General features: G+C 56.5%; 8 protein-coding genes and 1 tRNA gene. 7 read left to right on the top strand and 2 right to left on the bottom strand.

The window, feature by feature from the left end:
* Nucleotides 1–2: 2 nt before the first annotated feature.
* Nucleotides 3–1295: an NtaA/DmoA family FMN-dependent monooxygenase gene (locus tag MWH02_RS12810; protein ID WP_271460766.1), complete on the top strand. Its 1293-nt coding sequence runs from the start codon at nt 3–5 to the stop codon at nt 1293–1295.
* A gap of 75 nt (nt 1296–1370) precedes the next feature.
* Here the strand turns inward: MWH02_RS12810 and MWH02_RS12805 are convergent.
* Nucleotides 1371–1446 (bottom strand) — tRNA-Asn (locus MWH02_RS12805).
* Between the two features lie 507 nt (nt 1447–1953).
* Here MWH02_RS12805 and MWH02_RS12800 point away from each other — a divergent pair.
* From MWH02_RS12800 to MWH02_RS12775, 6 genes are all read left to right on the top strand, one after another.
* The gene (locus MWH02_RS12800) at nt 1954–2877 is read left to right on the top strand and encodes a sugar ABC transporter substrate-binding protein (RefSeq protein WP_101763419.1); all 924 of its coding nucleotides are present in this window, start codon (nt 1954–1956) and stop codon (nt 2875–2877) included.
* A 33-nt stretch (nt 2878–2910) separates the two neighbouring features.
* A complete protein-coding gene (locus MWH02_RS12795) occupies nt 2911–4395 on the top strand; it encodes a sugar ABC transporter ATP-binding protein (RefSeq protein ID WP_101763420.1) in 1485 nt (494 codons plus the stop codon).
* A gap of 14 nt (nt 4396–4409) precedes the next feature.
* Nucleotides 4410–5441: an ABC transporter permease gene (locus MWH02_RS12790; RefSeq protein WP_101763421.1), complete on the top strand. Its 1032-nt coding sequence runs from the start codon at nt 4410–4412 to the stop codon at nt 5439–5441.
* A gap of 569 nt (nt 5442–6010) precedes the next feature.
* On the top strand, nt 6011–6928 hold the full coding sequence (gene nac / locus MWH02_RS12785; RefSeq protein ID WP_101763422.1) for a nitrogen assimilation transcriptional regulator NAC: 918 nt from the start codon (nt 6011–6013) through the stop codon (nt 6926–6928).
* A gap of 268 nt (nt 6929–7196) precedes the next feature.
* Nucleotides 7197–8156 carry an HTH-type transcriptional regulator Cbl gene (cbl, locus tag MWH02_RS12780; protein ID WP_101762578.1) on the top strand — a complete coding sequence of 320 codons (960 nt, stop codon included), beginning with the start codon at nt 7197–7199 and terminating at the stop codon, nt 8154–8156.
* A gap of 114 nt (nt 8157–8270) precedes the next feature.
* Nucleotides 8271–9116: a GNAT family N-acetyltransferase gene (locus MWH02_RS12775; RefSeq protein WP_271460765.1), complete on the top strand. Its 846-nt coding sequence runs from the start codon at nt 8271–8273 to the stop codon at nt 9114–9116.
* A gap of 229 nt (nt 9117–9345) precedes the next feature.
* Here MWH02_RS12775 and MWH02_RS12770 read toward each other — a convergent pair.
* The coding region (locus MWH02_RS12770; protein WP_271460764.1) for an Ig-like domain-containing protein at nt 9346–12538 on the bottom strand (3193 nt) is incomplete at its 5' end.

Below are 12538 nucleotides of genomic sequence, written 5' to 3'. Positions count from 1 at the left end.
TTGTGTCGCAAACCTATAGCAGAAAACTGAAAACGCTGGTCGGCGCCAGCAGTGTGATTTCCGCCGCCAATGACAGCCAGCCCGGCGTGGGCATCACGCGCGCCATCGAACTGGCGAAAATTGCCGAGCGCGAAAAAATCACCGGCCTGTTCACCGCCGATTTGCTGCAGGCCGATCCGGTCGGATTAGCGGGCACCACCGGCACGCAAGATCCGCTGATTGCGCTGGCGGCATTGAGCCAGGTCACTTCGCACATCGGTTTAATCGCCACCGTCAGCACCAGCTGGCTGCATCCGTATAATCTGGCGCGTCAGGTTGGCACGCTCGACCACATCAGCGGCGGCCGCGCGGGCTGGAACGCGGTGACTTCTTCGGTTGGCGAAGAGAACTTTGGTGAAAGCCAGCTGCCACCACCGCAGGAGCGCTACGCGCGCGCCACCGAATTTATCGAGGTGATGAACGCGCTGTATGACGCCAACGAACGCGCGGCAGTGCAGCGCACCGCCAGCGGCGGTATTCGTCTCGACCACAGCAAACTGCATCCGATTCACTATCGCGGCGACTATTTTCAGGTGGCGGGACCGCTTAACGTACCGCCGCCGCCACAGCGCCGTCCGGTGCAGTTCCAGGCGGGCCAATCCGACGCGGGCGTCACGCTCGGCGCACGTTATGCCGAAGTGATTTACACCTCGCAGCCCACGTTTGATGCGGCGCAAACCTTCGTGGCTGATGTGCAGCAGCGGGCGCGACGTTTTGGCCGCGAACATAATCCGCCGCTGATCATGAACTCGTTCCACGCCATCATTGGCGACAGCGACGCCGATGTGGCGCGCCGTCTGCGCGATAAGCATGAACGCATCAACTATGAACAGGGCAGATTACGCGTGGCCGATATGCTGGGCGGCGAGGTGGATCTGCGCGATGTGCCGCTCGACCAACCGCTGCCCGCCGCGTTAATTCCCGAACTGGCGCAGGTGCATCGTCGTCAGGGGCGCGCCGCCATTTTCCGTGGCTATGCGTTGGAAGGATTAACCTTGCGCGAGCTGATCATCAAAGCCGAAGAGACCGGCCACTGGTTTGTTGCCGGTACGCCAGAAACCCTGGCCGATGCCATCGAACAGCGCTACCGCGCCGGCGTGCTGGATGTGATTTCGTTGCATGGACTCGGCCAGCCCGATCAGCAGGATTTGCTGCTCAACGGCCTGCTGCCAGAACTGCGTCGCCGCCAGCTGATCGATACCGATTATGTCGGCAACGATTTCCGCAGCAGTCTGGAGCTGGCTCCGCTGACGTAGTTGCTCGTGGCGACCTGGCAAATCCTCAAAAACGCAAAACCCCGCTCAGGTTTCCCTGAGCGGGGTTTTTGAATTTGGCTCCTCTGACTGGACTCGAACCAGTGACATACGGATTAACAGTCCGCCGTTCTACCGACTGAACTACAGAGGAATCGTGTGAACGAGGCGCATATTAGCGATGCCGATCCCCGTTGTCAAAGCCCGACTGCACACTTTTGGTTTAAGTGCGCGTAAAAGCAGCGGAATGCTGCTTTTCTGCCTTGAATGATCAGATTCTAAACTGCCAGCAAGATCTCACTTTAAACGCAATTCCTTTAAGATGTTAGATGCATGTCAAAGTTTTGTTATTTGCCGATTTTAAAACAATCATTTCAGTGCTTTTATGATGAAAGTTTCAAATGCAAGTTAGATGAAATAAATGAACTGCTAATCATCACCGGCGAAATGAGTTGTGTCATCTGAAACGGCATTTCGAAAATAACTGGCTGATTAGTAGCAAGTTACACAGAAAAGATGCAGTAAACCGATAGCGTTAGACCAGAAGCCTTACCTCTACAACCACAAAAAAAACGCCAGCGACGTTGGGTGAATGTAAAAGATATTTTTCATTCGCGGTCTCAGCCAACCTGAGCATGTTAACGAATAAGAAGGGTTACCTATGAAATTCAAAAAAGCGTTATTAACTTCCCTGTTAGTTTGCATGTTACCTGCCGCCGTGATGGCAAAAGACCTTCAGGTAGGCGTTTCTATGGCGCTGTTTGACGACAACTTCCTCACCATTCTGCGCACCGCAATGCAGAAAGAGATGCAAAAAGACAACATCAAAGGCCAGGTTGAAGACGCCAAAGGCGACGTGGCCCAGCAGCTGCAGCAGGTGCAGAACTTCATTGGTCAGGGTGTTGACGCCATTATCGTTAACCCCGTGGATACCAACGCGGTGAAACCGCTGGTGGATGCCGCAGCGAAAGCCGGCGTGCCGCTGGTGTTCGTCAACCGTAAACCGGCAGGCGAGTTGAAAGACAAAATGGCGTTTGTCGGTTCGGATTCTGAACTGGCGGGCCGTCTGCAGATGGAAGCGCTGGCTAAAAAGATGAACGGCAAAGGCAACGTGGCGATTCTGCTGGGTGACCTGGCTAACGAATCCACCCGTGAACGCACCAAAGGTGTGGAAGCGGTGGTCGCCAAATATCCGGGCATTAAAGTCGTGCAGAAACAGACCGCCAAATTCACCCGTAATGATGCGGTGGACGTGGTGAGTAACTGGCTGACCGCGGGCGATGACATTCAGGCGATTGCCTCTAACAACGATGAAATGGCAATCGGTGCGCTGCAGGCGCTGGGTAAAAACCCGAATCACATCCTGGTAGCGGGTGTGGATGGGACGCCGGACGCACTGCAGATGATCAAGAACGACAAAATGGTCGCCACAGTCTTCCAGGATGCAAAAGGTCAGGGCGAAGGCGCGGTACAAACGGCGGTCAAGCTGATTAACGGCGAGAAAGTGCAGAAAGTGGTCGATATCCCGTTCCAGCTGATTACCAAAGATAACTACGAAAAATTCGCCAGTCAGAATCAGAAATAAACCGTAACCGACTTAGCCGTACGGAGGTGATGTATGACCGCTTTTGCGCTTGAAGCCGAAGGCATCAGCAAGTTCTTCCCCGGAGTGAAGGCACTCGACAATGTCTCACTGCGTATTAAACCGGGGTCGGTACATGCCCTGATGGGTGAAAATGGCGCGGGCAAATCCACTTTAATGAAATGCCTTATCGGGATGTATCGTCCCGATAAGGGCACCATTCGCATTAAAGGGGAGCCGGTGCAGTTTCAGGACACCATGGATGCGCTGCGTTCCGGCATCTCCATGATTCACCAGGAACTCAATCTGGTGCCTTACATGACCGTGGCCGAGAATATCTGGCTCGGCCGCGAACCGATGAAGTACGGCTTTGTTGATCACGGCAAGCTGAACAAACAGACGCAGGAACTGCTGAACAAACTCAATATCCGTTTGAAAGCCGATCGTCTGGTCGGCGAGTTGAGTATTGCGTCGCAGCAGATGGTGGAAATCGCGAAAGCGGTGTCATGGAATTCGGACATCGTGATTATGGATGAACCGACCTCGGCACTGACGGAAACCGAAGTGGCGCACCTGTTCACCATCATCCGCGACCTGCGTGAGCAGGGCAAAGCCATCATCTATATCAGCCATAAGATGGATGAGATTTTCACCATTACCGATGAGATCAGTATTTTCCGTGATGGATCCTGGGTCGGCAGCAACAGCACCAGCGAATACACGCGTCAGTCACTGATTACGCAAATGGTGGGCCGTGAATTAACTCAGCTGTTCCCGAAATTCAACGGTGAAATCGGTGGGGATGTGCTGACGGTGCGCAATCTCACCTGCAAAGATCGCTTCACCGACATCAACTTCACGGTGCGCAAGGGCGAAATCCTCGGCGTAGCGGGATTGGTCGGTGCCGGACGCAGCGAAGTGATGGAAAGCCTGTTCGGCATGGAGAGTTTCGACAGCGGTGAAATCCTGATTGATGGCGTGCCGGTCAAGATCGATTCGCCGTCAACGGCGATTGAGAAGGGCATGGCGTTCCTGACCGAAGACCGTAAAAAGTCGGGGCTGTTCCTGGTGTTGTCGGTGATGGAGAACATGAGCATCGTCAACATGCCCGATTACACCCATAAAAGCGGTTTTGTCAGCCACATCAAAATGGCGCAGGACTGCATGGATCAGATTCGCAAGCTGAACATTAAAACCCCCACCATGGATCAGATCATCAATAACCTCAGCGGCGGTAACCAGCAGAAGGTGCTGATTGCCCGCTGGCTGCTGGCGCAACCGAAGATCCTGATTCTCGACGAACCCACGCGCGGTATCGACGTGGGGGCAAAAGCAGAGATTTATCGCTTAATCAGTGAACTGGCGAATCGCGGCGTGGCCATCATCATGGTGTCGTCCGAACTGCCAGAAATTCTCGGCATGAGCGACCGCGTGATGGTTATGCACGGCGGACGTATAACCGGCATCCTCGATAAAGAAGAGGCCAATCAGGAATCCATTTTGTCGTTGGCATCCGAGTGAGGCGTGAGACACCTATGAGTAACGTAAAAATTACGGCCCCGCAGGCCGCAGAACAGAGTTCTTTCTTTGGTAACCTGCGTCACAAGCTGCCAAAAGACACCGGGATTTTTGTCGTGATGGTGGGCATTGCCCTGATTTTTGAAATTGCCGGTTGGTACGTACGTGACCAATCTTTCCTGATGAACACCAACCGCTTAGTGCTGATTATTCTGCAGGTGGCGATCATCGGTATCATCGCGGTGGGCGTGACCCAGGTCATCATCACCACCGGTATCGACCTGTCATCCGGTTCGGTTATTGCCCTCACCGCGGTGGTGGCGGCCAGTCTGGCGCAAACTTCAGACAGCCTGTCGCCGATGTATCCGTCGCTGGTGAACCTGCCTGCGGTGATTCCCATCGTCGCCGGGATTGGCGTAGGGTTGCTGTGCGGCGTAATGAACGGCGTGCTGATCACCAAAACTGGTATTCCGCCTTTTATCGCCACGCTTGGCATGATGGTGTCGGCACGCGGTCTGGCGCAGTACTACACGCAGGGTAACCCGATTAGCTTCCTGTCAGATGGCTTCACCTCCATCGGCCAGGGCGCGATGCCGGTCATTATCTTCCTGGTGGTGGCGTTCCTGTTCCACATCGCACTAAAACACACCCGCTACGGCAAATATGTCTACGCGATTGGCGGCAACATGACCTCCGCCAAAGTGTCCGGTATCAACGTTAATAAGTACCTGATCATTGTCTACACCATCGCCGGTGCGCTCTCTGGCCTGGCGGGTGTGGTGCTGGCGGCGCGCGTCAGTAGCGGCCAGTCCAGCATGGGGATGGCGTACGAACTGGATGCCATCGCCGCTGCGGTTATCGGCGGCAGCAGCCTGATGGGCGGCGTTGGCCGCATTACCGGTACGCTGATTGGTGCAGTGATCCTTGGCCTGATCAAGAGCGGCTTCACCTTTGTCGGTGTCGATGCTTATGTGCAGGACATCATCAAAGGCATCATCATCGTCGCAGCGGTTTCAATAGATATGCATCGCAACCGTAAAAAACGCTAATACGCTTCATACTTCACGCTGTAGCGGCGTTGGCTGTGAAAATTCCCCCCGGTCACATAGTTAACTATGCTCCCGGGGCTGAATTTTCTTGCCGCCTTGCTACAGCGCGAATTATTTTGCGTAGTGACATTGTGCACGGTCAGTTCCCTCTCCCGCGCGCGGGAGAGGGTTAGGGTGAGGGACAACGCGCATCGCCCGCCACATAAGTTTTCCAACTGGCTAGCTCCATACTTCCCGCTCGTTTTTGTTCCATTCCCGCCGTTTCTGTTCACTTTCTGTGTTTTCTGCACCAAACCAGCTCATCCGGTCATCACTTTTTTGCACGCCTGACTCGCATTTTCTGCCCCACGGCGGTGCATGTTGTTCAACGCTTACGCAAATCACGTCATCGCCCACGCTTATTAACTCCTTCGAGGTAATCACAAACGCTTATTTTCCGTGCCGTTAGGAAAAATCTGGCAACGCAATTTTGCATCGCGAACAAACCTGGCCTGCATATTGCAACTTCATTTCCACAAGCCAGCAGGCTGAAACACCCAACTGGGTATTCGGGGATTGACGGAGGCAACATGAATTTAAGACGACTCAAGTATTTTGTAAAAATCGTCGATATCGGCAGCCTGACTCAGGCAGCAGAAGTGCTGCACATCGCGCAGCCTGCGCTTAGCCAGCAGGTGGCGACGCTGGAAAATGAACTCGATCAGCAATTGCTGATCCGCACCAAGCGCGGCGTGACGCCCACTGAAGCCGGAAAAATTCTGTATGCCCACGCTCGCACCATTCTGCGCCAGTGTGAACAGGCGCAAACGGCGGTGATTAACGCCGGCCAGGCACTGAACGGCCAGGTTTCGATTGGTTTAGCGCCGGGCACCGCCGCATCCTCGCTCACCATGCCGCTGCTGCACACGGTGCGTGAGCAGTTCCCGGATGTGCTGGTGTATCTGCATGAAAACAGCGGCACCTCGCTCAATGAAAAAGTGATGAACGGCCAGCTGGATATGGCGGTGCTGTACGACCGTGCGCCAACGGCGGGCATCAACAGCATTCCCTTAATGAAAGAAGAGCTCTATCTGGTGGGCGCAACGGCGTGCCCGGGTGCGACGGTCGATTTGGCCGATGTGGCGCAGATGAGCCTGTTCCTGCCACGCGATTACAGCGCGGTGCGTAAACGTGTCGATGAAGCGTTCTCGCTGCGTCGTCTGAGCGCGCGCATCATTGGCGAGATCGAATCCATTTCGACGCTGACGGCGGCGGTGTCCAGCGGCATGGGCGTGACGGTGCTGCCAGAATCTGCAGCGCGGGCGCTAGTGAGTTCAACCCATGCGTGGATGGCGCGCATTAACAGTCCGTCACTCAATCTGCCGCTGTCGCTGAACATCTCGGCGCGTCTGCCGCTGTCGCCATCGGCGCAGGCCGTGAAGAATATTTTGCTGTCGCTGCTGAATAAGCCAGCGGTAGAGGACCGCGAATTGATGCTGGTGGGATGAGTTAAGCGCACTTTTTCCCTCACCCTAACCCTCTCCCATCAATGGGAGAGGGGACCGATCCCGCCCATTTTTAGTCACAATGATCACCTTACCAACCAACCGCTCGATCAACTCCCTCGCCCGCTTGCGGGAGAGGGCGGGGGTGAGGGCGTACTTCAAACGACTCCTTATTACTATTCCGCATAACACACCGTTTTTTATTATTTGTTGCGATGACACCAACTTCATAACATGGACGAAACAGGGGCAGGAATCAGGAGAAAAGGGTGTGAATTTCCAGCAACTTAAAATTATACGTGAAGCGGCCCGTTGCGAGTTCAACCTGACCGAAGTGGCGAATACGCTGTTTACCTCCCAATCCGGAGTCAGCCGCCATATTCGCGATCTGGAAGATGAACTGGGCGTAGAAATCTTTATTCGTCGTGGCAAGCGACTGTTAGGCATGACCGAACCGGGCAAGGCGCTGTTGACCATTGCTGAGCGCATCCTTGATGAAGCGGGCAAAGTACGCCGCTTAGCGGATGTGTTTACCAATGAAACCAGCGGCGTGCTGACCATCGCCACCACGCACACCCAGGCGCGTTACAGCCTGCCGCGCGTGATCAAAGCGTTTCGCCAGCTCTATCCCAACGTGCGCCTTGAGCTGAATCAGGGATCGCCGCAGGAGATCGTCGCCATGCTGCTGGCCGGTGAAGCCGATATCGGTATCGCCTCCGAGCAACTGGTGAATAACAGCAGTCTTGCGGCGTTCCCGTGGTTCAGCTGGCATCACTCGCTGCTGGTACCGCACGATCATGAACTCCTACAGCAGCAGCCCATTACGCTCGCCAGTCTGAGCCGTTATCCGTTAATCACTTATCGTCAGGGCATCACCGGCCGTTCGCGGGTGGATCGGGCATTCCAGGCCGCTGGTCTGCGTCCGGATATCGTGCTCAGCGCGCAGGATTCTGACGTGGTGAAAACCTACGTGGAACTCGGTCTTGGCGTGGGGATTCTCGCCGATCAGGCGTGCGATATTTACGAAGGGGAAGATCTGGTAAAAATCGATACTCATCATCTGTTCGATGCCAATACCGTGTGGCTCGGCCTGAAGCGCGGCCAGCTGCAACGCAATTACGTTTGGCAGTTCCTCGAACTCTGTAATGCCAACCTGTCGCTGGAGGAGATCAAGCGTCAGGCGCTCTCATACGAAACCGAAAACGAACCGGCCATCGACTTCCAGATCTAAGCCAGTACGGTGCGGCGCAACCCGGCCGCACCGCCTCGCAACCGCGTTCCCGCTTTCATCCCCGCCCTGAAATGTGCTAAAGACAAGGGCATTTCCCGCACATCAGGAGCAAACATGATCAGGCTACGCGCTATGACGCCACGCGACATTGATTCCGGCGTTGCCCTCACGCAGCAACTGCACTGGCCGCATCGCCGCGAAGACTGGCAGCAGGCGCTGACGTTCGGCGCAGGCACGGTGGCTGAACATCAGGGCGACTACGCCGGCAGCGCGCTGGGATTTCGCTGGGGCGAGCAGGCGGCCACCATCGGACTCGTCATCGTCAGCCCACGCTGGCAAGGGCTGGGCATCGGCAAACAGTTGATGCTGGCGCTGCTGGAACAATTCCCTGATTACCGGCTGCGGCTGCACGCCACCGAGAGCGGCAAACCGCTGTACCAGAAACTCGGTTTTACGGTAGCGGGCCAGATCCTGCAGCATCAGACGCGCGCGCTGGCGGCGGTGCCGGCGTTAACGGTGCCACCCGGTTTCACGCTGCGTCCCGCACTGCCCGCAGAGGCACAACCGTTGACCGCCCTCGATCACCAGGCGCACGGCCTGTGGCGCCCCGCGTTAATCACCCACCTGATCACCGCTGCACAAACCCGGATATTGCGGGATGCGCAGCAGCGCGTGCAGGGCTTTGCCAGCCTGCGCCGTTTTGGTCACGGCTGGTCGATTGGCCCGGTGATTGCGTTGAATCTGGCGAGCGCGCAAACCTTGATTGCCGCCCTGATGCAAACCCTGCATGGCGAGTTTGTGCGCATCGATACCGACGCCGCGTTACCGCTGGCGCAATGGCTGAAAACCCTGGGTCTGGAGCAGGTGGATGCGCCCACCATCATGGTGCGCGGCACGCCATGGGCGCCACAGCCCGGCGCGATGCAGGCTTATGGTTTGATGACGCAGGCGATGGGGTGATGCCGGATGAAGAGGGGATCGCTGCCGCGGCCGTCGCGGAGGATGCGGTGTACCGTGATCGCCGCACAACGTAGCGGCGCGATTTATCGCGCAATGCCAGCCGGTGCGCAATGCCAGCCAGTGCGCAATGCCAGCCGGTGCGCGATGCCCGAAGGTTCTGAGTGGGTAAACAAAAAAAAAGCCACCGAATTTCGGTGGCTTTCCAGACAGATTTAGAAGGATCTAACCGTTAAATCAGCTCGGTTTTCACCCCCTGCTGCACCAGCAGTTCCGCGTCATCGCCGTGGCTGTACACCTCATACTCCACGCCCGCGACCGTCACGGTTCCCTGCTGATGCTGCCATTCACTGATATCGCTGCCTTCCGGCAGAATATCTTTCAGCTGCACCACATCGCCGGCACCGCCGTTTACCATCAGCTGGGTTTTACCGTCTTCGATAAACAGATCTTTTTCGCCGTAATGCAGCAGCGCATCCAGATCGATTTTCAGCGTATTATCCCCGCTGCCGCGAATATCAAAGATCTCCACCGATTGAATCTCTGCTTTATGCTGAGATAAATCGAGCAGCTGATCTTTCCCAGTTAATTGCAGGGTATCCACCTGCGTTTCACTGCCGGTAATGGCGTGATCGGTTAATGCGTCGACGCCGTCGAGGAAGTGGACGATATTATCGGGTTCAAGAGTAAGCGTTTTTTGTGTGTATAGATTTATTTCAACTGAATAAATATTATCAATATAAACACCTTGTGGATTTCCTACGAGTGTTATACCCATGCTCAGGAAGTATGAATGTGAGACTAAATAATCTAAGCTGCTCAGCGAAATGGATTCTCCTGCTTTTACTGTAAAGGATACTTCTTCTCTCCCACCGCTTGCAGGAGAGGCACCTAAAATGAAGGTAGCTGTACTTGAGCCGCTATTCCAAATGCTACCGCCAAACTCCGTGAAGGCGTTGGTTGTCGTATAATCGTTTTTATTAGGAAATATAACAATTGTTGTATCCTCTTTTAAAAGAGCTGTTTTCTCTCCCCAATTTTCCGGAGCACCATCAGGTGTTTTAACTATTTGTGAAGCTAAATTTCGACCAGGTCCTTCAGTTTTAAAAAATACTTTTGTGTTATTATTGAATAACAAATGACTTCCTGATGTTATATTCCCTAAATCGGTGCTTTCGAAATCTAGCATTCCCCAATCTCCTGAATATTCTCTAACGATGTTCAGTTCGAATGGTTTACCCCAATTCTCCGCTCCGGATTGTTTCACCTGGAAATCCCAGTCCCCCTTCGCCAGCGCCGTATCCGGCGTCCAGCTCCACTTACCATCCGCACCCGCCTTCACGCTGTAGGTTTTCTCGCCCGAGGCATGCTGTGCACGGATCATCACCACGCTATCTGCTGGCGCGGTGCCGCGCAGGGCAGGCGTTTGGTCGTCAGTGGTGTCACCACTGGCGAGGCTGCCGGTCTCGGCACCGAAATCGTCAAACGCATCGGTAATGGTCGGCGTCGGATCGGTGTAGTTCAGAATAAAGCTGTCTGACCAGTCGCTTGTGCCGTTGCTGTTCTCTGCACAGGCGCGGAAGTGCCAGTTGTCGCTGTGGTCCAGCGCTGGCGACGTCCACTCCCAGCTGCCGTCCGCGTTCACCACCGTGCTGCCCACGTTCACCCACGCCTGATTCCACGGGCCGTTCTGGAAGTGAATGATACTGCCCGCCACGCCGCGCCCGCGCAGGGTTGGCGTGCTGTCATCGGTGTAGCCCTCGCTCTTCACGCTGCCCGTCACCGGACCGACGTCGTCAAACGCATCGACGATGACCGGCTTGTCAGGCGCCGCCGCGACGTATTTCACCACGAACTTGTTGCTCCACGCGCTGAAGTGATCGCCGTTCTGCGCCTGGGCCCGGAAGTCCCAGGTGTTGCTGCTGCTCAGCGCCGGTGAGGTCCACTCCCAGGTGCCGTCGGCTCTCACCACGGTGCTGCCCACTGGCTCCCACGGCACGCCCGGCGGGCTGCTCTGAATATGGATGATGGTGCCGGCCACGCCTTTGCCGCGCAGGGTCGGCGTGCTGTCGTCGGTGGTATCACCGTTCTGCAGGCTGCCGGTCTGGGCACCAAAATCATCAAACGCGTCAATAATGGTCGGCGTCGGATCGGTGTAGTTCAGAATAAAGCTGTCTGACCAGTCGCTTGTGCCGTTGCTGTTCTCTGCACAGGCGCGGAAGTGCCAGTTGTCGCTGTGATCCAGCGCCGGCGACGTCCACTCCCAGGTGCCGTCGGCTTTCACCACCGTGCTGCCCACGTTCACCCACGGCTTATCCCACGGGCCGTTCTGGAAGTGAATGATGCTGCCCGCCACGCCGCGCCCGCGCAGGGTTGGCGTGCTGTCATCGGTGTAGCCCTCGCTCTTCACGCTGCCGGTCACCGGACCGACGTCGTCAAACGCATCGGTGATGGTCGGCTTGTCAGGCGCTGCCGCAACGTATTTCACCACGAACTTGTTGCTCCACTCGCTGAAGTGATCGCCGGTCTGCGCCTGGGCCCGGAAGTCCCAGGTGTTGCTGCCACTCAGCGCCGGTGAGGTCCACTCCCAGGTGCCGTCGGCTCTCACCACGGTGCTGCCCACGGCCTCCCACGGCACGCCCGGCGGGCTGCTCTGAATGTGGATGATGGTGCCAGCCACCCCTTTGCCGCGCAGGGTAGGCGTGCTGTCATCGGTGGTGTCTCCGTTCTTCAGGCTGCCGGTCACCGCGCCAAAATTGTCCCAGGCATCGTCGATGGTAGGCTGCATATCCAGCGCCGGATCGATGGTCAGCTTAAAGCTGCTCCAGCCGTTCTGGCCGGCCTTCTGCACCTCAAAGGTCCAGCTGCCTTTCGCCAGCCCGGACGGCGTCCACGACCAGTTGCCTGCGTTGTCCACGCTCACCGTGGTGGAGGCGTAGCTGCCGCCGTCCATTTTGTAGCGCAGCGTAATGGTGCCGTTGGCCGGGCCGCTGCCGCGCAGGGTTGGCGTGGTGTCGTCGGTGGACGCGCCGCTGCTCAGGCTGCCGGTCACCGGACCCGCGTTGTCGAACGCGCTGTCGATGCTGGCGTTGCGATCCGCGTTGGAATCGATGGTCAGCTCGTAGCGGCTCCAGTTTTCCTGGCCGTCCTTCTTCACCTCAAAGGTCCAGTGTCCGTCCTCCAGATCTGGCGCGGTCCACGTCCAGTTACCGCTGGCATCCACTTTAATAATGATGCCGCCGCTGCGGTCGCCATTGCTGTACTTCAGCGAGATGCTGCTGTTGGCCGGGCCGGTGCCGCGCAGCGTCGGGGTGCTGTCGTCGGTGGTCCCGCCGTTGGCAATGGTGCCGGTCACGGCGCCGAAGTCATCCCAGGCGCTGGTGATCACGGCATCGCGGTCCACGGTCGGGTCGATGGTCAGCGTA

The organism is Pantoea leporis (assembly GCF_028048155.1).
Lineage (GTDB): Bacteria > Pseudomonadota > Gammaproteobacteria > Enterobacterales > Enterobacteriaceae > Pantoea > Pantoea leporis.
This window is presented reverse-complemented; position numbering and strand designations above follow the sequence as displayed.